The sequence below is a fragment of the Paenalcaligenes sp. genome (assembly GCF_030152715.1).
Lineage (GTDB): Bacteria > Pseudomonadota > Gammaproteobacteria > Burkholderiales > Burkholderiaceae_B > Paenalcaligenes > Paenalcaligenes hermetiae.
On record NZ_JASLIX010000007.1, the window covers coordinates 1 to 22,059 of the forward strand.

Below are 22,059 nucleotides of genomic sequence, written 5' to 3' on the forward strand. Positions count from 1 at the left end.
TTTGTCTCGAACCGTACCAACCGCAAGTTCAAAGCCTTTTTAACGCGTGACAGCAAGGGTAAAATTAGCTTTGAGTTCGAACCGCGTGCAAGCAAAGCCGCGAAAAAAACCACAGCAAAAAAAGCGGCTAAAAAAGCGACGAAAACGGCAGCCAAAAAAGCAGCGAAAAAAGTAGCGAAAAAAACCGCTAAAAAGGCAGCGAAAACCATCGCAGCCAAAACCTCAGAGGCCTAATACCGAATGGATCATCCTTCCGACCCTTGGCACGAAGTTCGCCGTTCCCCCCTTCATGGGCACGGCGTTTTCGCGCGCCGTCCTATTCCCAAAGGTACATATATTTTGGAATACGAGGGCGTGCATATCACCCAAGAGCAAGCCGATGCTCAAGAACCCTCAAATCCAGACGACCCGTTTCATACCTTCTTTTTTGCTATCAGCAACGGCATGATTATTGACGGTGGCAATGGGGGCAACGACTCTCGCTATATCAACCACTCCTGTGAGCCAAACTGCGAGGGCCATGAAAGCGAAGACGGTAATCGTGTGTTTATTGTGGCGCTTAGAGACATTGCCGCGGGTGAAGAGCTGCTTTATGATTATGCGCTTACCATTGACGACAAAATCACTAAAACGCTTAAAAAACAATACGCTTGCTTATGTGGGACACCCTCTTGTCGGGGCACCATGCTCGCTTTACCCAAGCCATCTAAAAAACAAAGAAAAAAAGCCAAAAAGAAAAAATGGCTGAAAAAAATCATACGCCAAGCAGTCCGTGAAGAGATTCAAGATTTATTACGTAATACGTAAAAAAATCAACCCTCTTGCTTAAACAAACAAAAAAACCGGATTTTCAAATCAAATCCGGTTTTTTTGTTGCTGCTACTCTAATAAGTACTATTACTGAAAAGCCGTTTCAATAAAGCTACGTAGTTTTCTTGAGTGCAAACGCTCAGGCGGCATATCACGCACCAGCTCTAAAGCTCGTATCCCAATATGCAAATGCTGACCTACTTGCGTACTATAAAAAGCATTTGCCATGCCTGGTAATTTTAGCTCACCATGCAGCGGTTTATCAGACACACACAATAAAGTGCCATACGGTACACGAAACCGAAAACCATTTGCCGCAATCGTAGCAGACTCCATATCTAAAGCTATCGCACGCGACTGTGATAATTTACGCACAGGTTCAGACTGATCACTCAGCTCCCAGTTTCGATTATCAATCGAAGCCACCGTCCCTGTACGCATAATACGTTTTAACTCCCAGCCAGATAAGCCTGCCACCTCAGCAACCGCCCGCTCTAAAGCGATTTGAATTTCCGCCAAAGGTGGTACTGGCACCCATGTAGGCAAATCCTCATCTAACACTTTATCTTGTCGTACATATCCATGCGCCAAGACATAGTCACCCAAGCGCTGCGTAGTGCGTAAACCAGCACAATGTCCTACCATCAACCACGCAGACGGCCGTAATACAGCCACATGGTCTGTAATCGTTTTTGCGTTCGATGGTCCTACCCCAATATTGATCAGAGTAATACCACTATGCTTATCCCTCATAAGGTGATAAGACGGCATCTGCGGCAACCGCCCCGGTGGTGTGCCTTCGGTACGCCCTCCAGCATAAGTCACGACATTTCCCGGCTCAACTAGCGCGGTATACCCCCCTTTTTGCTCCATTAACATCTGCTTGGCCCAAGCACAAAACTCATCTACATAAAACTGATAGTTCGTAAACAGGACAAAGTTCTGAAAATGAGCGGGCTTCGTCGCCGTGTAATGCTGCAAACGATGTAAGGAATAATCCACACGCGGCGCCGTAAAAGGCGCCAAAGGCAATGGCTCCCCTTTTTTAGGCTGCCACGTGCCATTTACGATGGCATCATCCATATCCGCCAAATCGGGCACATCAAAATGATCACGCAACACATGCCCAGAGGACTCAGGATAAATCACGGGACTACCATCGCTGTCCCCCAAACAAAAATGCAAGGGAATGGGCTGACTGGACTCCCCGATTTCCACCGGCACTCCATGATTTTTAATCAGCAACCCAATTTGCTCCACTAAATAATCAAAAAATAAGTCTGGCTGCGTTACCGAGGTGGCATATAACCCTGGCTCCACCACATGCCCATAAGACAAACGGCTATCAACCTCTTGGTGGGTATCAACCCGAATCCGGATTGCAGGATAACACGCTCTATAGCGCTCCCCTGCAGGAAAACCATGACGCATACACTGCAAAAAATGCTCACGAATAAACTGTGTATTACGCCGATATAAATCGACCAAACGCTGTGTGGCCGCCACTGGTTCCATGAATCCTTCGTACGGCTGTGCCGGAGGAAGACGCATAACATGCGTAGAGGCTTTGATCTCTTGCATAAAACGATCCTTTAGGGTGAGTGATAACGCTAATCTATCCCGCACAAAAACAAAAAACGGCGATCTACGACCGATTTCTTGTTTTTATGCGCGCCAGTCGATACTTAAAGTATCGAATCCACTAACTCAAATGAGTGTTCATTTCATGGGTTTTAGTCGCCATAATGAATAACAGGAGCAGACAAACTGCGTCACCATCATAGCAAAAACACTTCTCTTCATTATGACGTAACAAAGGGCTAATCATGACAAATCGTACGCAATGCCACCAATTACACATTGACAACACGCTCTATCAGTTTCTTCAAAACGAAGTACTACCTCATAGCGGCTTAGATAGCGATGCTTTTTGGGAGGGTTTTAGTCAACTGGTTCACGATCTAGCCCCCAAAAACCGTGAGCTACTCGCCAAGCGTGATGCTTTGCAAGAGCAACTGGATACCTGGCACAAAGCTAACCCTGGCCCCATCCAAAACATGGCGGCTTATAAAGACTTTTTGTCCGAAATTGGTTATCTACTACCCCAACCAGAGCATGTGCGCGTACAAACTCAAAACGTTGATAGTGCGATTACTAACCAAGCCGGCCCACAGCTTGTGGTTCCCATTACTAACGCCCGCTACGCATTAAACGCCGCCAATGCGCGCTGGGGCAGCCTCTATGATGCCTTATACGGCACTGATGCTATTCCTCATACCGATGGCGCCGAGCCCACTGGCTCTTACAACCCGGTTCGTGGTGAAAAAGTCATTGCTTTTGCTCGCGACTTTTTAGATCAAAGCATCCCACTACAACAAGGCTCGCACAAAAATGCTACCGCGTATGCCATTGTAGACGGGGCACTACACATCACGCTAGACGATGGTTCAACCACAACACTACAACAACCCGATGCGTTACTCGGCTACCGTGGGGATACCAATCAACCTGAAGCTATCGTATTTATCCATAATGGACTGCACTTTGAAATTCAAATAGACCGTTCTCACCCCATTGGCAAAGACGATGCAGCAGGCATTAAAGATATTTTGCTGGAGTCCGCCGTCACCACCATTATGGACTGCGAAGACTCTGTAGCTACAGTGGACGCCGAAGACAAAACCTTAGCGTATCGCAATTGGTTAGGCTTAATTACCGGCACGCTCACCGAGGACATTGAAAAAGGCGGTAAAACCTTCACCCGTCGTCTTAATCCTGACCGCGAATACACCGACCTACAAGGCAACACGCAAAAGCTCCCTGGGCGCTCTTTGATGTTCATCCGCAATGTTGGTCACCTCATGACCAACCCCGCAATTTTAGACAAAGAAGGTAACGAGATCCCCGAGGGCATCATGGATGCCGTGATCACTGGCTTAATTGCCAAACGCGACCTAGAACTAAAACTTAACTCTCAAACAGGCTCCGTCTATATCGTTAAACCCAAAATGCATGGCCCTGACGAGGTCGCCTTTGCCGATGAGCTTTTCGCTCGCGCTGAAGACCTTATCCAAGTGCCTCGCAATACACTAAAAATGGGTATTATGGACGAAGAGCGTCGCACGACCATTAACCTAAAAGCGTGTATTGCGGCGGCAAGCGAACGCGTGGTTTTCATTAACACAGGCTTCCTAGATCGCACCGGTGATGAAATCCATACATGTATGCATGCTGGTCCCGTTGTACGCAAAAACGACATGAAAACCCAACCCTGGCTACCCGCCTATGAGCGTAACAACGTTCAAACAGGCCTAGATTGTGGTTTACGTGGTCGCGCTCAAATCGGTAAAGGCATGTGGGCCATGCCGGATCTCATGGCCGATATGCTCGAGCAAAAAATCGGGCACCTCAAAGCAGGGGGAAATACAGCATGGGTACCCTCGCCTACAGCGGCCACACTACATGCTTTGCATTACCACCAAATCGATGTGCAAGCCTTACAAAAAAGCATGGAAGGCCAAAACACCCCCGTTTTGGACGATATCCTGACTATCCCCGTAGTCGACAAACCCTCTTGGTCTGCCGAAGAAATTCAGCAAGAACTCGATAACAATGTCCAGGGTATTTTGGGCTACGTCGTACGTTGGATCGATCAGGGCGTTGGTTGCTCTAAAGTCCCTGACATTCACGATGTCGGACTAATGGAGGACCGGGCCACTTTACGTATTTCCAGCCAGCATATTGCCAACTGGTTATTACATGGCGTAGTCACCGCCGAGCAAGTCGATGAAACCCTACAACGTATGGCTGCCATCGTCGACAAACAGAACCAAGGCGATGCCGCTTATTTACCCATGGCCAACCATTTCAACACATCTAAAGCCTATCAAGCCGCTCGCGACCTGATCTTTAAAGGCTTAGAGCAGCCAAATGGCTACACCGAACCACTATTACATCAGTGGCGTCTAGCCCTAAAACAAAGCTAAGCTTGTAAACCTGTTTTACTCTAAGAACCCATTGACCCGCACTCCTCTGTGCGGGTTTTTTTATGCAAAAAGCCCGATAACACGTATCGGGCTTCGTCTACATTTAAATCAGTAAGATTTATTTATCAGCAGCTAAAAAATCCAATACTAACGCATTAAAGCGATCTTTATGTTCCCACTGTACCCAGTGGCCACAACGATTAAACAAATGTAGTTCCGCATTAGGAATATGTGCCACTAAACGTAATGCCGCATCCATGGGCACAAAACGATCATCACGCCCCCACATAATCAATGTTGGTGCTGTGATAGAACTTAAACGCGCCCCAAAATCAGGGAACTGACGGGGGTTGGTATCAATACTTTTAACAAAATTATCCAAGTGATCCTGACGCGCCAGAATATTCTCTAAGCGTTGCTGCAAAAGCTCATCGGTTAGGCTGCTGGGATCATAGACAAAAATGTCCATCATCGCGCGTAGGTTTTCCAGAGTAGGGTTGCGATACAACGCCTGTAAGCGCTTAATGCCCTCGGTAGGCATGGGGGTAAACGTACTTAATCCACCCGTACCTCCACCCATCAGGATCAGTTTACCCACACGCTCTGGGTTATCGAGGGTGAATGCCGTCACACTGTGTCCACCCATGGAGTTACCAATCAAGTGCGCTTTTTGAATACCCAGCGCATCCATCGTGCCTTTCAAGGCTTGTGCATTCAAATGTGAGCGTGACTCTGTCGACACAATGGGGTCGCTTTTTCCCCAGCCGGGACAATCTAATAAAATCACACGATAGCCCGCTTTAACTAAAGGCTCCACGTTTTGACTAAAGTTTGCCCAGCTTGTTGCACCGGGTCCTGAGCCGTGCAGCATAATCACGACTTCATCACCACTACCAAAATCGTTGTAGTGAACTTTAGCTTTTAGGTCCCCCTCAACGATGTCTACAAAACGACTACTCTGTTCTTCACTAATCACAATATCCGTCATGTGTATTCCTTTGTTGGTTATATGAACTAAAACGAACCCCTATGACTTAGGCTGCGCGCTAATCACACCATATCCAGCAATCCATTCATTGATAGGGCGGTAATAGTCTTTGGTAGCGGTGTAATCCCCTTGGGCAGCCAATGCCGCAAACGCAGCGACCCAAGTTCGTACCTCGTGCGTGGAGCGCCCCGCCTCTTTAGAAATGACCTCGACTTCAAAGGCATCGACTTTTTCTAGCTCGTTATTAGCTAACAAGTCCATAAATGCATTATCCCACTCAGCATTTAAAGGGGTTAACTCGCATTCGGCAGTACCAAAGATTTTTGCTGCTGCAACCGTACGCGCTTCTCGAGCCGCACGGGCCTCTGGCCTGGGGTTACGTCCACAAATTAAAAACTCTGCCACTTCTGATGCGGCACCACTTAATAAGGGTACAGGTGGTTCATGGGATAGCCCACCCGAACCTAAAATCAATACTCGCTTATTAAGCGTAGCAATAAACTGCCCTATCGCATCACCTAATTTACGAATACGACGATATGGGTTAAATGGCGGCGCCACTGAGTTAATAATAATGGGGATAACAGGATAACGCGTTAAGCTCCCTGTGGTCTCCATCAAAATCTGCGTGCAGCCATGATCCACCTGTAAGCGATGGGACAAGGCAACATCCACATCTTTGTCATGAATATAGCGGACCAAATCCAAGGCTAAATCTTGGGGTATGGATAAATTGCCTAAAGGAGTATTGTAGTCCCCAACGGACTCAGCGGCTGTCGCCACCACAAACGGCGGCATCAAATCATAAAACAAGCCATTGTAATGATCCGGTGCAAATAGAATAATAAGCTCAGGATCAAATGCCTCGACCTCGGCTTTAGCCTGAGCCAATACCTGTTCTACTTCCGCGACAATACCAGGTTCAGGATCATATAGCCCCCGCAAAGGCGTATGAGACAAACACTTCAACAGCACCGTCATACGATTACTCCTTAAATGACTGTTTTATTTTGTATTGAATCACTCTCGTTTTATTTTTATAAAAGTCACGAGAGCCCCACCTAAGCTAGGCAGGCAATTGACATATGCAAAACAGATTATCACACCCACCTAAGCAACCAAGGCAGCTATATGTCTACTGTTCATACAGCAAACATCCCGCTTCTCCCCGTAAACAAACGATTTACGCCACAAACAAAAACCGACCATAACAGGTCGGTTTTTTCACTGTGAACAAAATAAGCGCTATGTTTAAGGCTTACATCACATCTAGGCACAGCTCCCCAAGCCCTTCTACACCTAGCCGCATTTGCTGCCCTTTGTGCACCGCCCCCACCCCTTCGGGCGTACCTGTGAAAATCAAATCACCCGGTGCCAACGTAAATAAGGTAGATAAATACGCTACCGTTTCGGCAACCGACCAAATCAAATGGCTCACATCACTACGTTGACGGTCTTCACCATCAACCTGTAACCAAATAGCACCCGTAGCGATATGCCCCACTTGCTCTACAGGATAAATGGGACCAATCGGCGCCGAATGATCAAAAGCCTTACCCACTTCCCATGGACGCCCCATTTCTCGCATTTCTATCTGCAAATCGCGCCGTGTCATATCCAGCCCTACGGCATAGCCCCAAACGTGAGTTAAGGCTGTCTCTACCGCTATGTTCGCCCCCCCTTTACCTATTACGGCCACCAGCTCTGCCTCATAGTGCAAGTTTTGTGTCTTAGAAGGATACGGCCAGGCATACGGTTTGCCCTCTTCAATAGGAACTATCGCATCCGTTGGTTTACAAAAGAAAAAGGGGGGTTCTCGATTCGGATCGAAGCCCATTTCAATCGCATGCGCCGCATAATTACGCCCCACACAATATACCCGACGTACAGGCACGCGTTGATCACTATTTTTAACCGGAACACTCACCTGTTCGGGGGGACTAAACACATAACTCATAACCTTATCTCCTCTTGTTAAGATGTATGCACTAAGCATACAAAAAACCGACCTCAAAAGGTCGGTTTCATGTGAAACATCATGCATTAAGTGATGCAGCCGATTAGCTACGCACTTGCGCAATCAAGGCATCTAATATCTGTAACGCCTGATCCAAATCCTCTTTACTAATGTTAAGCGCAGGCATAAAGCGCAACAAATGTGGGCGCGGAGAGTTCAGCAACATACCCTCTGGGTTACGATTTCGTGCTGCCTCGACCAAAGCAGGGCCATCGTCACGATCTAAGATCAAAGCCCGTAATAACCCCTGACCGCGCTCCCCTTTTAGCCCCCACTTAGCGCTCAACGCCAACAAACCCTCGGAAAGCTGCTGTGCACGCTCATTGACGCTTTGCATAAACCCATCGGCAGTTAGTGTTTGCATAACCGCTACGCCTGCCGCTGTCACCACTGGATTACCATTATAGGTACCGCCCTGATCCCCGTGCTCAAAACATGAGACCGACTCTTTAGCGCATAATGCCGCTAACGGTACCCCGGCACCAATCCCTTTACCTAGGGTCATAATATCGGGCTCTACCCCCGAATGCTGGTAGGCAAACAGTTTGCCCGTGCGCCCCATACCGCTTTGCACCTCATCAACGATGAGCAAAAGGCCAAACTCATCACAGGTTTGTCGCAAGGCTTGCATAAAAGCGTGATCGGCGGGAATCACACCACCCTCGCCCTGAACAGGTTCAAGCATGATGGCAACAGTTTTTTCATCTACCAACGCGCGTACTGAATCAATATCGTTGAGCTTAGCCTTGGGAAAGCCATCGACTTGAGGAGCAAAAATCGTATCCCAGCCGGCTTTACCCGATGCAGACATCGTGGCTAAGGTGCGCCCATGAAAACTGTGCTCAAAGGTAATAATTTTATAAGCACCTTGGCGGTGGAGCTGCCCCCACTTACGGGCAAGCTTGATCGCCCCCTCGTTGGCTTCGCCCCCACTGTTGGCAAAAAACACCCGATCAAAGCAAGAGTGCTGCGTAATCAATTTAGCCAGCTCCATCATAGGAGCATTGTAAAACGCTGGCGAAGGGTTCATCAGCTCTGAAGCCTGTTTACACATGGCTTCGACCACATTTTTAGGGCTGTGCCCCAACGCATTCACCGCCCAGCCCTGAATCATATCAAGGTAGCGCTTGCCGTTATGATCTTCGAGCCAAGAACCTTGACCACGCACAAAAACCAAATCCGGACGAGAGGTAATTTCCATCAGTGCGTCTGCACCAACCTGATCAAATTGCATAACGGCAAACCCTGTATAAAAAAGAGAACGATAGAACAAAAACAGTTCGTTCTTATAATTTTAGCGCATCAATCCCGCTTTGTATCCAAACTCGCCAAATCACCAAAAGAAAGTTGTACAGGTAAGCGATCGTAGCGCACACAGTCCGCTTCGGCGATAAGCTTAGATGCGCGCACCCCCACCAGTCGCAGTGAGCGATGACGGATCTGCGTACGCCGCAAGCACTGGCGCGCCGCGTGCAGCAAATCAGCCTGCTTTACAACCGGTACGTCCATACTATGATCGCGAGTTAAGGTAGAAAAATCATCAAAGCGCAGCTTAATACCAATCGTAAAAGCACGGTAACCTTTTTGTTGTAAGTCCTGCGCTAACTGAGCACAAATCGCCTCTAAAAACTGGGTAAGACGTTGCCGGTCATGACGAACATGTAAGTCTCGCTCAAAGGTACGCTCACGACTTAATGACTTAGGCTCCGAGGCCAAAACAATGGGTCTATCGTCTTTGCCTTGTGCCGCATCGGCTAACCACTTGGCATAACTCAACCCAAAGTGCCGTTGTAATAAAGGTGGGCTCGCTTGCGCCAAATCCCCTACGGTATGAATCCCCAACCTAGCAAGTTTTTGTTGAGATTTAGGGCCAATCCCATTGACCTTACCTACGGGTAAAGGCCAAACCATCGTTGGAACTTCTTCCTGCCCTAATACACACACGCCATTTGGCTTATTTAAGTCTGAAGCAATCTTAGCTAAAAGCTTATTTGGACTAATCCCTACCGAACACGTTAAGCCTGTGGCCTCCCACACCACTTGTTGTAAACGCCGCGCTAGTTGCATACTGCTTTGCGTTAAGTGGCTTAAATCAATGTAGATCTCATCAATGCCACGATTCTCTATGCGATCAGAAACAGTCGCTACGGCCTCCTTAAATAGACGAGAATAATGTCGATACGCTTGAAAATCTGCCGGTAATAAATACGCATCGGGGGCATACTGAGCCGCTTTCATTAACCCCATAGCAGAAAATACGCCTAAAGCTCGTGCCTCGTAACTAGCCGTGGTCACCACCCCGCGCCCAACATAATCACGCAAACGAGCATATTCCCAAGTGCCATCGGCCTTTTTGACTGGAGCAGGAACATTCCGCCCCCCGATTACCAAAACCTTTCGGCGTAAATCCGGATAACGCAACAAGGCCACAGAAGCATAAAATGCATCCATATCTAGGTGAGCAATGCGGCGTTTTTTTGTCATGCTTTGCTTTTAATTAACCTCTCTTTATGCATAGATGGTCTATGCTTAACATTGACGCCTTAGCCAAGATTAAGGCACGATCAAAAAACAAATAATGATCCGGAGAAGCCAGATGCATAAAAAACTTTTGGTAGCGGCCTTATCCGCTGCGCTACTTATCCCCATGGGGGCTCATGCTAAAACCCTACGCTGGGCCAGCCAAGGTGATATTTTAACCCTTGACCCACACGCTCAAAACGAAGGCATGACAATCGCTGCCAGCAGCTACGTCTATGAACCTTTGGTTGACTATGATAAGGACTTTAATCTGGTACCCTCACTGGCTACCGAGTGGGAGCCCGTATCAGATACCGTTTGGCGGTTTCACCTACGAAAAGGGGTCAAGTTTCATGATGGAGCTGATTTCACAGCAGAAGACGTCGTCTTTTCCATCAACCGCGCTTTAGCACCTACCTCTAACTTTAAAGCCTATGTCAATGGCATTAAGAACGTACGCAAAATCGATGACCATACGGTAGAAATCGAAACCGATGGTCCAAACCCCGTGTTACTGCGCCAGCTTACCAATGTCTTTATTATGAATAAAGCCTGGGCTGAAGCCAATAACGCCACAACACCTCAGGATTTTGCAAGCCAACAAGAAACCTACTCGGCCCGTCACACCAATGGTACCGGCGCCTATAAGCTCGAAAGCCGCGAAGTCGATATCCGCACAACATATGTAGAGAATCCCGACTGGTGGGGCAAAGACAGCAAAACCGGTAATGTCAGTAAAATTGTCTACACGCCAATCAAACAAAATGCTACTCGTACCGCCGCCCTACTTTCTGGCGAAGTGGATTTTGTCCTCGACCCTCCCGCTCAAGACTTAAACCGCATTAAGCAGCAAGCCAAAGTGGTCGAGGGCAACGAGTACCGCACCATTTACATTGGCTTAGACCAAAAAAGCCCAGAGTTAAAATACAGCTCCATTAAAGGCAGCAATCCCTTTGCTGACGTACGTGTACGTCAAGCGCTTTATTTAGCCATCGACACCGAGGCCATTAAAAAAGCCGTCATGCGAGGCTCCTCTTTACCTACCGGTACGATGATCGCCCCACAAGTGCATGGCTGGACCGAAGACTTGGCTAAACGCCCAGCTCCTGATGTTGAAAAAGCCAAAGCCCTGCTCAAAGAAGCCGGCTACGGCCCCAATGAGCTGAACTTTACATTAGACTGCCCCAATAACCGCTACATTAATGACGAAGCCATCTGTCAGGCTGTGGTTGGCATGTGGGCCAAAGCCGGCGTGAAAGCAAACTTGAACGCCATGCCCCGCGCCACTTACTTCCCTAAAGTTCAGTCTTATGACACCAGCGCCTATTTATTCGGTTGGGGGGTGCCTACCTTTGACGCTCTCTATACCTTACAAAGCCTCATGCACAGCAAAGGCGAAGGCGCCGATGGTTCCTTTAATTTTGGCAACTACGAAAACGCCGAAGTCGATCAGCTAATTGATCAAATCAAAGTCGAAACGGACGAAGCCAAACGTACCGCTGCGATTCATCAAGTCCTCAAAATCCATGCCGAAGAGGTCGGTCACATCCCGCTCCATGACCAAGTTATCCCTTGGGCCATGGCAAAAAACGTTAACGTAGTGCATCGCGCAGACAACCGTCTGACTCCGCACTGGGTAACTATTGATTAATTCTTAAATAGGATCGTAGTTGTGGGCTATCAACCCACACTACGGCTTACCCTGTATGTTGGTATTTATTATCCGACGCCTGTTTCAAGCTGTACTGGTCATGCTCACCGTTAGCTTGCTGGCGTTTATTTTATTTCGATATATTGGCGATCCCGTCACAGCCATGCTCGGACAGGATGCGACCGAAGCTGATCGCATTGCGCTGCGAGCCAGCTTAGGGCTGGATCAATCTGCTTTGGTGCAGTTTTGGCACTTTGTACAAAACGCCATCCAAGGTGAGTTTGGCTTATCCCTACGCCAAGGACAAAGCGTCGCCGAGCTACTTAAAGACCGCTTACCAGCCACGGTTGAGTTATCTGTGGTTGCGGCTCTCTTAGCGCTGATTATCGGCTTACCTTTAGGTGTGTACACCGCTCTTAATCGCCATAGTTTTTTATCTCAGGCCATTCTCGCTTTTTCCCTGTTGGGTATTTCTCTTCCCACCTTTTTAATCGGGATTTTATTGATTTTAGTGATGTCCGTGCAGCTGGGTTGGTTGCCTAGCTATGGGCGTGGCGAAGTCACTTATTTTGGCTGGTGGAGCACAGGGCTACTCTCTATTGATGGTTGGAAACACCTGATTCTGCCTGCTATTACCTTATCTTTATTTCAGCTTACTCTGATTTTACGATTAGTACGCTCAGAAATGCTCGAGGTGCTTCGTAGTGACTATATTAAATTTGCCCGAGCCCGTGGCTTAAGCCAACGTGCCATTCATTTTGGACACGCGTTAAAAAATACCATGGTACCGGTGATCACCATCACTGGCCTACAGCTTGGCGGGATTATTGCTTTTGCAATTGTCACCGAAACGGTCTTCCAATGGCCGGGAATGGGGCTGCTCTTTATTCAAGCGGTACAGTTTGCAGACGTACCCGTGATGGCCGCCTATCTCTGTTTAATTGCGTTGGTTTTTGTGTGTATTAACCTGATTGTTGATTTATTGTATTTTGCGGTAGACCCACGCCTGCGCGTCAGTCTACATCGCGGAGGTACGCACTGATGAATGCTTTTCAACGCTTTTGGGATAGCGATATCGCTTGGTCATGGCGCCATTCTCCGGTGGCAATATTTGGCACCGTAATGACTATTGTGCTTTTTATCGGTGCCTTGGGTGCCCCTTGGCTCGCCCCGCACAATCCTTTTGATTTAGCCTCTGTCAACCTCATGGATGCCCTTTTACCCCCTGCGTGGCAAAGCGAAGGCCAGCTCAACTACCTACTTGGTACCGATAGTCAAGGCAGAGACCTTTTTTCTGCACTACTCTATGGCACCCGTATTTCCTTATTGATTGGCTTTGCCTCGGTCATACTAGCCATGGTGGTGGGCATTGGGTTAGGTCTGATCGCGGGATACAGCGGCGGACGTATTGATGCTTTTATTATGCGTGTTGCAGATGTACAGCTCTCTTTTCCGGCTATTTTAATCGCATTACTCATTGATGGCGTCGCCCGCGCGGCCGTTCCCCAACATCTGCTTGATGTGATTGCTTTTCCCGTCTTAGTCGGTGCCATCGCTTTAGCCGGCTGGCCCCAGTATGCGCGTACCGTTCGTGGCTCCACGCTCGTGGAAAAAAATAAAGAATACGTACAAGCCGCCAAAGTCATTGGGGTATCAGGTCCACGTATCATGTTTCATCATGTACTCCCCAACGTACTGGGACCAGTATTGGTTTTAGCCACCGTGCATTTAGCCACAGCTATTATCACCGAAGCAACGCTTTCCTTTTTAGGGGTCGGTGTTCCGCCTACATCCCCTTCTCTCGGTACGTTAATTCGGGTTGGTAATGATTTTCTTTTTTCAGGCGAATGGTGGATTACGATTTTCCCTGGGCTGATGCTGGTATTACTGGTTCTTTCTGTCAACTTATTAGGTGATTGGTTGCGCGATGCGCTCAATCCAAAACTAAACTAATATGAGCGCATTACTAGAAGTCAAAAACCTAAAAGTCGAGTTCCCTACGCGTCGCGGTACACTTACCGCTTTGCATGACGTCTCTTTTCGTATTCAAAGCGGAGAGGTTCTTGGTGTAGTGGGTGAATCGGGTGCTGGCAAATCTCTGACCGGAGCCGCCATTATTGGTTTGCTTGATCCCCCTGGGCGTCTTGCCGGTGGCGAGATTCATTTCAATGGTCGACGCATCGACCACCTTTCTGAAGAGCATTTACGCCGTATCCGAGGACGCGAAATCGGTGCTATTTTCCAAGATCCGCTCACCTCGCTCAACCCACTCTACACTGTTGGGCAGCAGCTCATTGAAACCATTCAAACACATCTAGACCTTAATCATAAGCAAGCACGGGAACGCGCCATTGAACTACTGGAATCCACAGGCATTCCAGCCGCTCGCGAACGCATTGACCATTATCCTCATCAGTTTTCTGGTGGCATGCGACAACGCGTGGTGATTGCTTTAGCTCTAGCAGCAGAACCTAAGCTAATTGTGGCCGATGAGCCTACAACCGCCCTCGATGTCTCCATTCAGGCACAGATTATTGACCTGCTCAAACATCTCTGTAAGACCCACGGAACATCTGTCATGCTAATTACCCATGATATGGGCGTCATAGCGGAAACAGCTGACCGTGTTGCTGTCATGTATGCTGGTCGTATCATTGAGATTGGCCCTGTACAAGAGGTAATTCAACGCCCACTGCATCCTTACACCACGGGTCTTATGCGCTCTATTCCTACTCTAGATCCTGACACCAAACGTTTAGAGCAAATTCCAGGTGCTATGCCACGATTAAATGCCATCCCTGCTGGCTGTGCTTTCAACCCTCGTTGTAAGCACGTCATGGAACGTTGTCACCATGAACGTCCTGAGCTCATCGCTACTAACGACCGGCACGTCGCCTGTTGGCTGCACACAGGAGAATCACAATGACCACACCTTTAGTTGAAGTCAAAGATGCCGCCCGCTACTTTGATGTATCACCATCTTGGCTAGAGCGTACACTCTATCGTAAACCCAAAGTTTTCTTACGAGCTGTCGATGGCGTCAACTTTAGCTTAAACCGTGGCGAGACCTTAGCGTTAGTTGGGGAATCAGGGTGTGGTAAATCCACAGTAGCACGGCTATTAACCGGTTTATATGGTCTGAGCCGCGGTACGATTTATTTTGATGGCATGGATATTTCTTCCATGAATCACAGTCAAAAACAAGCCATGCGCCGGCGCTTACAAATGATTTTTCAAGATCCTTATGCCAGTCTCAATCCCCGCTGGCGGGTAGGAAGAATTATTGCCGAGCCGCTTAACACGCACACTAAACTCAATGCCGCAGAACAAGCCGATCGAGTTAGCGAGCTGCTTCAACAAGTCGGGCTGAACCCAACGGATCAAAGCCGCTACCCCCACCAGTTCTCTGGTGGACAGCGCCAACGCATTTCTATTGCGCGGGCTTTAGCATTAAACCCTGAGTTTATCGTATGCGATGAGCCCACCTCCGCTTTGGATGTATCGGTACAAGCCCAGGTTCTTAATCTAATGAAAGACCTACAAGCGCAGCTCGGTCTCAGCTACTTATTTATTTCCCATAACCTAGCTGTTGTTCACCATGTCGCCGATCGCGTTGGCGTGATGTATCTTGGCCGCATTGTAGAGATTGCCAAGAGAGACCGTCTTTTTGCTACACCACGCCACCCATATACACAAATGCTGCTCGGAGCAATTCCAGATATGAGTGGCACCGGTAAAGCCCGCACCCCTGTCGCTGGCGAGGTCCCCAATCCTCTTAACCCTCCCTCAGGCTGTACTTTCCATCCGCGCTGCCCGCTTGCTACAGACCGTTGTCGACAACAAAGCCCCGAACTCCTAGAGCAAGATGGCACACTCGTTGCTTGTCATGCCGTCGAAGAGGGGCGTACTTAACCAAAAAAAGGTCCGTGGATAACGGACCTTTTCTTTAGCCTAACCGTATTAGATTAAGCAAACTGATTTAAATGGCAAGACAATACATCTGCAATGGCCCGATCATCCAAACCACGCGCACGCAAATCGGCTGCTAACGCCTCTATATTTACATTCACTAGCTGACGTTCTGCGCCATTGGGGCGCTCTTGACGCTGAATGCGGAAATTAAAGGGGCGCTCTGGTGTCTCATATACCTGATAACGCATTACCTCATCAACATTGTTTTGCCCATCAAAGGTCAATACCACCGGCTCAATCTCAAACAACTGCGGTGTATCAATGTATTCAGTGGCACAGATAATCACCTGATCCCCACGCTGACAAGTACGTGCAGCAGCACCATTTAAAATACAACAACGTGAGCCAGGCTCCCCATAAATCACATACGTAGAAATACGGGCACCGCTGTTCTTATTCCAAATTTCCACGAACTCCATCGGTACAATACCTGCCTGCTCGCAGATCTCAGGGTCTAAAGTAATGGAGCCGTGGTAGTTCAAGTCTGCTCCGGTAATCGTAATACCGTGCAACTTGGCTCGAACGATTTTCTTCATGTAAATATCACTCTATATATCGATATTGCTGGCTTGCAAAGCATGTTTTTCGATAAAGGCACGACGGGGTTCTACCTCATCGCCCATCAACGTAGTAAACACCTGATCGGCGGCTATGGCGTCTTCGATTTGCACGCGTAATAAGCGACGTGCTGAGGGATCCATAGTGGTTTCCCACAATTGGTCAGGGTTCATTTCCCCTAAACCTTTATAACGCTGTTTGCTGACCCCACGTTCGGCTTCTGCACGTAGCCACTGCACAGCGTCACGGAAATCCTCAATCGCTTGCTCTTTACGACGCTCGCCCTCGCCACGTAAGATCTTCGCTCCTTTACCAATCAACCCCAAAAAGGTCTCTCCAGCACGTTTTAAGGCTAAGTAATCTGCACTTAAAATAAACGGCTTATCAAAAACACTGACACGTGTATTGCCATGATGCAAACGGCGCACCACCACCTGCCAGTTTTCTGTTTCCTCGTTAAATTCAGCTGCCACACGCACTAGATGAGGATTCGCAGGGTCTTGTAATACCTCTAGCAGAGACTGTGCCGATGCCTGCGCGCTATCTTCGGAACTTAAGTCAATCTGAACCCCCTCGGCGACGGCTGACAACGCCTCGCTATCAAACAAACGCCCCTGACGTGAAATCACCTGATCGGCCAAAATATATTGACGTACGAGTTCCTCTAGGGTTTCTCCTGTGATGAGCTCCGCCCCCGCTTTAGGTAATAAAGCAGCATCTTTAAGTGCTAACGACAACATAAACTGTGCTTCTTCGGCATCATCTTTCAGATAACGCTCCTCGCGCCCTACTTTGACCTTATAGAGGGGGGGCTGTGCAATGTAGACGTAACCCCGTTCTATGAGTTCTGGCATTTGACGATAAAATAGCGTTAGCAACAACGTGCGAATATGCGCGCCATCCACGTCCGCGTCCGTCATGATAATAATGCGGTGATAGCGCAATTTATCAATATCAAAGTCGGGCCCAATACTTGTGCCTAAAGCCGTAATCAATGTGGTAATTTGCTCACTTGCAATCAGCCGATCAAAACGGGCTTTTTCTACGTTGAGAACCTTTCCGCGTAAAGGCAAAATCGCTTGAAATTTACGGTCACGCCCCTGTTTAGCCGAGCCCCCCGCCGAATCCCCCTCCACAATATACAGTTCAGATTTGGCCGGATCTTTTTCCTGACAGTCAGCCAGCTTACCGGGCAAGCCTGCACCTTCTAGTACACTTTTTCGTCGAGTGACCTCACGCGCTTTACGTGCCGCTTCACGCGCTCGCGCGGCTTCGATAATTTTATTACATACCGCACGCGCATCAGCCGGGTTTTCTAGCAACCATGTTTCCAAAGTACGGCTTACCGCTTCTTCTACCGCAGGACGCACCTCGCTAGAGACTAGCTTATCTTTGGTCTGACTGCTAAATTTTGGCTCGGGAACTTTAACAGAAAGCACACAAGCTAAGCCTTCGCGCATATCATCACCCGTGGTGTCGACCTTTGCGCGTTTGGCTAGCTCATTATCGTTAATGTATTTATTTAAAACGCGTGTCATCGCAGCACGTAAACCGGTTAGGTGGCTACCACCATCACGCTGCGGAATATTATTAGTAAAGCACAGTACATTTTCGGCATAGCTGTCATTCCACTGCATGGCGACCTCTACCCCAACCATTACACCCCCGGCATCTGACTGTGTGCTCACAGAAAACACATTCGGGTGCAGTGTGCTTTTACCTTGGTTAATGTACTCCACAAAGCCTTTGACGCCACCCAAAAAGGCGAAATCCTCTTCTTTGCCTTGGCGCTCATCAACCAAACGAACCTTAACCCCATTATTTAAAAAGGACAGCTCGCGTAAGCGTTTAGCTAAGATCTCGTAATGGTAGTTAATATCGGTAAAAATCTCATGGTCAGCTAAATAACGTACCAATGTACCCGTTTTTTCTGTATCTCCAACTACTTGTAACGGTGCTACGCGCTCACCACGCTGAAAGCGTAAATGGTGTTCTTTGCCATTACGCCAAATGGTTAAATCCAACCACTCCGACAAGGCGTTAACACAAGAAACCCCTACCCCGTGTAGACCACCTGAAACTTTATAGGAGTTTTGATCGAATTTACCCCCTGCATGCAGCTCCGTCATGACAATTTCTGCGGCGCTACGATGCTCTTCATCATCACGGTGAATATCCGTAGGAATACCACGCCCATTATCTCGCACCGAAATACTATTATCGGCATGAATGGTCACCACAATATCATCACAATGGCCAGCTAAGGCTTCATCAATCGCGTTGTCCACCACCTCGAACACCATGTGATGCAAACCCGTACCATCAGACGTATCGCCGATATACATGCCGGGGCGTTTTCGTACCGCCTCCAGCCCTTTAAGCATCTTAATCGAATCCGCACCGTAATCGGGTTGGTTAGTCGTTGTTTGATCTACCATGAATATATTTACCTGTAGTGAGTCATGCAGCTAGCTACCGCTAGCCGTTCCACGTTTTTTAATCCGAAACGGAATTAAATGCGCATGGGCATAACTACATATTTAAATGCATCTTCTTCGGGCAAGGTAACAAGCACAGAAGCATTGGAGTCCGGTTGTACAGACCAACGCACATCCTGCGTTTTGGTATTAGCTAATACATCTAATAAATAGCTAACATTAAAACCCACATCTAAAGACTCATAGGCATAATCGACCTCGAGTTCCTCTCGGGCTTCTTCTTGTTCCGCATTCGATGCAGAAATTTTCATTTGATTCTCACCCAACTGGATACGCACGCCACGTAGCTTATCTGTGGTCAGAATCGCTGCACGCTGTAAACACCCTTGAAGCGCTTCGCGGTTCATCACAAAATGACGCGTATAAGAAGTGGGAATCACACGTGTGTAATCCGGGAATTTGCCCTCTACAAGCTTAGTAATCAGCTCCACGCCATCAAAATAGAAACGCATCTGGTTTGCCGCGACCTCTATCTGAACAGGCGATTCGCTATCATCCAATAACCGTTGCATCTCTAATACGGTTTTACGTGGAACAATGACATCTTGCTTGTTATCAATACCTTGTGCTTCGGTAGCATGGTGCGCCAAACGGTGCCCATCCGTAGCCACCGTACGTAATAAACCCGGCTCAAATACAAACAGCATACCATTAAGGTAATAGCGGATATCCTGCTGTGCCATCGCAAAATGCACGGTGTTCAACAAATGTTTAAGCGCCTTTTGTTCCAAAGCAAATGAAACATCCCATTGCGCTGGTTGCGCCAAAGTAGGAAAATCGCCGGCATCCATCGTTTGTAAAGCAAAACGGCTACGCCCAGACTGAATCAATAGCTTGCCGTCCTCGAGTGATAAAGAGACCTCGCCACTACCAGGCAATGCTCGCAGAATATCTAACAGTTTTCGAGCTGCCACCGTGGTCGATACCATGTCATCACCCACGCCAAAATCAGCATGCGTTGTTATCTGCACCTCTAGGTCTGTAGCAATAAAGGACACACGACTGCCCTCTTTGCGCAGCAAGATATTTGCCAAAATAGGCAATGTATGCCGACGCTCAACAATTCCGACTACCGTCGTTAATGGTTTCAGTAGCGCATCGCGCGAGGCTTGTACGAGTAGCATAGTTATCCTTTTAGAGTTTGTTCTAAAATATGTAATGAGTGGTTTAGTTCGCTGTCATTACGACGCGCTTCAGATATTTTGCGTACCGCATGTAATACCGTTGTGTGATCGCGCCCCCCAAACAAATCCCCAATCTCTGGTAAGCTTTTCTGTGTTAGCTCTTTGACCAGATACATCGCAATTTGACGAGGCACAGCAATGTTCGCGGGGCGACGCTTAGAATACATATCTGAGACTTTGATTTTGTAAAAATCCGCCACCGTTTTTTGTATATTTTCTACCGTAATCTGATTATTGGAAACGGAAAGTAGGTCTTTTAGAGCCTCTTTACACAAATCTACCGTTAGCTCGTTTTTTTCATGAAATCGAGCATAAGCGGCTACCGTGCGCAGCGCGCCTTCGAGCTCACGCACATTGCTACGCAAATGCTTAGCAATAAAAAAAGCGACCTCTTTAGGCATGAGCATATTTTCAGCCTGTGCTTTACGTAGCAAAATCGCTACACGCATCTCCAGTTCTGGTGGCTCAATATGCACAGTCAACCCGGAGTCAAAACGGGAAATCAAACGACTTTCAATGTTTGATAGCTCCTTAGGGTAAGTATCAGAGGTAATAATAATTTGCTTGCGTTGAGCCACCATTGCTTCAAACGCATAGAAGAACTCTTCTTGAGTTCGGTTTTTACCTGCAAAAAACTGAATATCATCAATCAACAACAAATCCAGCGAATGATAATAGTGCTTAAACTCATCAAACGCTTTACGCTGATAAGCTTTCACCACATCTGACACATACTGATCCGCATGCACATACCGTACTTTTACTCCACGCCCACGTGCCACCATGGCATTACCCACCGCATGGATTAAATGCGTTTTACCTAAACCCACGCCACCATATAAAAACAACGGGTTATAAGAAGTACCCGGGTTTTCTGCAACCTGTAGGGCTGCGGCACGCGCGAGTTGATTCGCTTTACCCGTAACAAAGTTATCAAAACTAAGGTCCGGATTAAGGCGAGACTGATCCACAGCCACAGTTGGGGCCACTACAGCCGATACGGGCTGAGCCTGGTAAACAGAAGGTATAGCACTCGAATCCGAAGTCGCATCACCGCTGACCATAGTTTGCCGTAAGCTTTGAGCCGTAATCATAGGTTGGGGTGCCGCTGTAGACTGAGCAAGCTCAAGCTGTAATTCAACCGGAACCCCAAACCACTCTGTCGCAATCTCTTGGATACGGTGAGAAAAATTTTTACGTACCCAGTCCAATTTAAAACGATTAGGCGCAGCCATACGCAAGACCGCCGATTCTTGGTCAAACTCCAAGGGCTCAAGCGGCTTAATCCATGCGCTGATTTGTTGAGGTGGTAGGTCTTGTTCTAGACGCTGTACACAAGAAAGCCAAAATTCATTCATTTTTTTCACTATATAGCAAACCTTAATTCTACCTCTACCACACCGACTTATCCACAGGCCAACTGTAAATTATCCACAGCCTCTACTGCGTTTTTGTGGAAAAAACACACACCCTCTCGAAAACCCCGTCCTCTTTCAGGTAAAATTGCGGCGAACCGGCTTTGTTTTGGTGCTTAGCTATTGACTAAATAGTTAAAACTTGCTGAAATAATAGTCTTTTGTAGATTTTTTGTTGCCAGAAACCTAGTTTTGCCGTTAACTCGATTATTTAATACCAATTAAATAGAGATTTATCAGGGGTTAGGTTTGGTCTTTTAGGCGTTTTCTGGCGGCACTTTTATTTGTGGACTAACCATGAAACGCACATATCAACCTTCAGTTACCCGTCGCAAACGCACGCACGGTTTTCGCGTACGTATGAAAACCCGTGGCGGCCGTGCCGTTCTTAACGCTCGCCGCTCTAAAGGCCGCAAGCGTTTAGCCGTTTAATCGGCAAGCAGGTGCCTTCTTGGCACGT

19 protein-coding genes are annotated in these 22,059 nt (G+C 47.9%); 9 read left to right on the forward strand and 10 right to left on the reverse strand.

Features of this window, described 5'->3' with window-relative positions; translation table 11 throughout:
• Both Q1V74_RS00430 and Q1V74_RS00435 read left to right on the forward strand, forming a co-directional pair.
• Window positions 1-234, forward strand: a 234-nt coding sequence (locus Q1V74_RS00430) for a hypothetical protein (protein WP_300646556.1), incomplete at its 5' end; no start/stop codon positions are given.
• A gap of 6 nt (window positions 235-240) precedes the next feature.
• Window positions 241-807 carry an SET domain-containing protein-lysine N-methyltransferase gene (locus Q1V74_RS00435; RefSeq protein ID WP_260650497.1) on the forward strand — a complete coding sequence of 189 codons (567 nt, stop codon included), beginning with the start codon at window positions 241-243 and terminating at the stop codon, window positions 805-807.
• Window positions 808-897: 90 nt separating this feature from the next.
• On the opposite strand, the gene Q1V74_RS00440 is transcribed toward Q1V74_RS00435, so the two are convergent.
• A complete protein-coding gene (locus Q1V74_RS00440) occupies window positions 898-2,391 on the reverse strand; it encodes an AMP nucleosidase (protein ID WP_260650498.1) in 1,494 nt (497 codons plus the stop codon).
• Between the two features lie 245 nt (window positions 2,392-2,636).
• On the opposite strand from Q1V74_RS00440, the gene Q1V74_RS00445 reads away from it, so the two are divergent.
• Complete coding sequence (locus Q1V74_RS00445) at window positions 2,637-4,796, forward strand: malate synthase G (protein WP_300646558.1); 2,160 nt, start codon at window positions 2,637-2,639, stop codon at window positions 4,794-4,796.
• 118 nt (window positions 4,797-4,914) lie between these two features.
• Here the strand turns inward: Q1V74_RS00445 and Q1V74_RS00450 are convergent, their stop codons facing one another.
• From Q1V74_RS00450 to dinB, 5 genes are all read right to left on the reverse strand, one after another.
• Window positions 4,915-5,784 (reverse strand): alpha/beta fold hydrolase, encoded by an 870-nt coding sequence (locus Q1V74_RS00450; RefSeq protein ID WP_260650500.1) that lies wholly within the window; start codon window positions 5,782-5,784, stop codon window positions 4,915-4,917.
• 39 nt (window positions 5,785-5,823) lie between these two features.
• A complete protein-coding gene (locus Q1V74_RS00455) occupies window positions 5,824-6,765 on the reverse strand; it encodes a 3-carboxyethylcatechol 2,3-dioxygenase (RefSeq protein ID WP_300646560.1) in 942 nt (313 codons plus the stop codon).
• A gap of 277 nt (window positions 6,766-7,042) precedes the next feature.
• The gene (locus Q1V74_RS00460) at window positions 7,043-7,741 is read right to left on the reverse strand and encodes a fumarylacetoacetate hydrolase family protein (RefSeq protein WP_260650502.1); all 699 of its coding nucleotides are present in this window, start codon (window positions 7,739-7,741) and stop codon (window positions 7,043-7,045) included.
• 103 nt (window positions 7,742-7,844) lie between these two features.
• The gene (locus tag Q1V74_RS00465; protein ID WP_300646561.1) at window positions 7,845-9,035 is read right to left on the reverse strand and encodes an acetylornithine transaminase; all 1,191 of its coding nucleotides are present in this window, start codon (window positions 9,033-9,035) and stop codon (window positions 7,845-7,847) included.
• A gap of 68 nt (window positions 9,036-9,103) precedes the next feature.
• Entirely contained in the window at window positions 9,104-10,285 is a 1,182-nt protein-coding gene (gene dinB / locus Q1V74_RS00470; RefSeq protein ID WP_300646562.1) for a DNA polymerase IV, read from the reverse strand.
• A 112-nt stretch (window positions 10,286-10,397) separates the two neighbouring features.
• Here dinB and Q1V74_RS00475 point away from each other — a divergent pair, with 112 nt between their 5' ends.
• Genes Q1V74_RS00475 through Q1V74_RS00495 form a run of 5 tightly spaced genes read left to right on the forward strand, consistent with a single transcriptional unit; the run spans window position 10,398 to window position 15,884 of the window.
• Complete coding sequence (locus Q1V74_RS00475; protein ID WP_300646564.1) at window positions 10,398-11,972, forward strand: ABC transporter substrate-binding protein; 1,575 nt, start codon at window positions 10,398-10,400, stop codon at window positions 11,970-11,972.
• A gap of 55 nt (window positions 11,973-12,027) precedes the next feature.
• On the forward strand, window positions 12,028-13,014 hold the full coding sequence (locus Q1V74_RS00480; protein WP_260650507.1) for an ABC transporter permease: 987 nt from the start codon (window positions 12,028-12,030) through the stop codon (window positions 13,012-13,014).
• On the forward strand, window positions 13,014-13,925 hold the full coding sequence (locus tag Q1V74_RS00485) for an ABC transporter permease (RefSeq protein ID WP_300646566.1): 912 nt from the start codon (window positions 13,014-13,016) through the stop codon (window positions 13,923-13,925). The genes Q1V74_RS00480 and Q1V74_RS00485 overlap by 1 nt, the downstream gene beginning before the upstream one ends.
• A 1-nt stretch (window position 13,926) precedes the next feature.
• Window positions 13,927-14,898, forward strand: a complete 972-nt coding sequence (locus Q1V74_RS00490) for an ABC transporter ATP-binding protein (RefSeq protein WP_300646567.1) — start codon at window positions 13,927-13,929, stop codon at window positions 14,896-14,898.
• Window positions 14,895-15,884: a dipeptide ABC transporter ATP-binding protein gene (locus tag Q1V74_RS00495; RefSeq protein ID WP_260650510.1), complete on the forward strand. Its 990-nt coding sequence runs from the start codon at window positions 14,895-14,897 to the stop codon at window positions 15,882-15,884. Before Q1V74_RS00490 ends, Q1V74_RS00495 begins: the two co-directional genes overlap by 4 nt.
• Window positions 15,885-15,937: 53 nt before the next feature.
• On the opposite strand, the gene panD is transcribed toward Q1V74_RS00495, so the two are convergent.
• The 4 genes from panD to dnaA form a co-directional block, all read right to left on the reverse strand.
• The gene (gene panD, locus Q1V74_RS00500; RefSeq protein ID WP_260650511.1) at window positions 15,938-16,480 is read right to left on the reverse strand and encodes an aspartate 1-decarboxylase; all 543 of its coding nucleotides are present in this window, start codon (window positions 16,478-16,480) and stop codon (window positions 15,938-15,940) included.
• A gap of 12 nt (window positions 16,481-16,492) precedes the next feature.
• Window positions 16,493-18,940, reverse strand: a complete 2,448-nt coding sequence (gene gyrB / locus Q1V74_RS00505; protein WP_300646568.1) for a DNA topoisomerase (ATP-hydrolyzing) subunit B — start codon at window positions 18,938-18,940, stop codon at window positions 16,493-16,495.
• A 74-nt stretch (window positions 18,941-19,014) separates the two neighbouring features.
• Window positions 19,015-20,124: a DNA polymerase III subunit beta gene (gene dnaN / locus Q1V74_RS00510; protein WP_260650513.1), complete on the reverse strand. Its 1,110-nt coding sequence runs from the start codon at window positions 20,122-20,124 to the stop codon at window positions 19,015-19,017.
• A gap of 2 nt (window positions 20,125-20,126) precedes the next feature.
• Complete coding sequence (gene dnaA / locus Q1V74_RS00515) at window positions 20,127-21,542, reverse strand: chromosomal replication initiator protein DnaA (protein WP_260650514.1); 1,416 nt, start codon at window positions 21,540-21,542, stop codon at window positions 20,127-20,129.
• 354 nt (window positions 21,543-21,896) lie between these two features.
• Between dnaA and rpmH the strand changes: the two genes are divergently transcribed.
• A complete protein-coding gene (gene rpmH / locus Q1V74_RS00520) occupies window positions 21,897-22,031 on the forward strand; it encodes a 50S ribosomal protein L34 (RefSeq protein WP_260650515.1) in 135 nt (44 codons plus the stop codon).
• The last annotated feature ends 28 nt before the right edge of the window (window positions 22,032-22,059 follow it).

Coding starts and splice junctions, on each gene's coding strand:
- Q1V74_RS00465 (WP_300646561.1), bottom strand. CDS start 9,035: ATGCAATTTGATCAGGTTGGTGCAGACGCACTGATGGAAATTACCTCT.
- dnaN (WP_260650513.1), bottom strand. CDS start 20,124: ATGCTACTCGTACAAGCCTCGCGCGATGCGCTACTGAAACCATTAACG.
- gyrB (WP_300646568.1), bottom strand. CDS start 18,940: ATGGTAGATCAAACAACGACTAACCAACCCGATTACGGTGCGGATTCG.
- Q1V74_RS00480 (WP_260650507.1), top strand. CDS start 12,028: ATGTTGGTATTTATTATCCGACGCCTGTTTCAAGCTGTACTGGTCATG.
- Q1V74_RS00490 (WP_300646567.1), top strand. CDS start 13,927: ATGAGCGCATTACTAGAAGTCAAAAACCTAAAAGTCGAGTTCCCTACG.
- rpmH (WP_260650515.1), top strand. CDS start 21,897: ATGAAACGCACATATCAACCTTCAGTTACCCGTCGCAAACGCACGCAC.
- Q1V74_RS00495 (WP_260650510.1), top strand. CDS start 14,895: ATGACCACACCTTTAGTTGAAGTCAAAGATGCCGCCCGCTACTTTGAT.
- Q1V74_RS00445 (WP_300646558.1), top strand. CDS start 2,637: ATGACAAATCGTACGCAATGCCACCAATTACACATTGACAACACGCTC.
- panD (WP_260650511.1), bottom strand. CDS start 16,480: ATGAAGAAAATCGTTCGAGCCAAGTTGCACGGTATTACGATTACCGGA.
- Q1V74_RS00475 (WP_300646564.1), top strand. CDS start 10,398: ATGCATAAAAAACTTTTGGTAGCGGCCTTATCCGCTGCGCTACTTATC.
- dnaA (WP_260650514.1), bottom strand. CDS start 21,542: ATGAATGAATTTTGGCTTTCTTGTGTACAGCGTCTAGAACAAGACCTA.
- Q1V74_RS00435 (WP_260650497.1), top strand. CDS start 241: ATGGATCATCCTTCCGACCCTTGGCACGAAGTTCGCCGTTCCCCCCTT.
- Q1V74_RS00460 (WP_260650502.1), bottom strand. CDS start 7,741: ATGAGTTATGTGTTTAGTCCCCCCGAACAGGTGAGTGTTCCGGTTAAA.
- Q1V74_RS00455 (WP_300646560.1), bottom strand. CDS start 6,765: ATGACGGTGCTGTTGAAGTGTTTGTCTCATACGCCTTTGCGGGGGCTA.
- Q1V74_RS00440 (WP_260650498.1), bottom strand. CDS start 2,391: ATGCAAGAGATCAAAGCCTCTACGCATGTTATGCGTCTTCCTCCGGCA.
- Q1V74_RS00485 (WP_300646566.1), top strand. CDS start 13,014: ATGAATGCTTTTCAACGCTTTTGGGATAGCGATATCGCTTGGTCATGG.
- Q1V74_RS00450 (WP_260650500.1), bottom strand. CDS start 5,784: ATGACGGATATTGTGATTAGTGAAGAACAGAGTAGTCGTTTTGTAGAC.
- dinB (WP_300646562.1), bottom strand. CDS start 10,285: ATGACAAAAAAACGCCGCATTGCTCACCTAGATATGGATGCATTTTAT.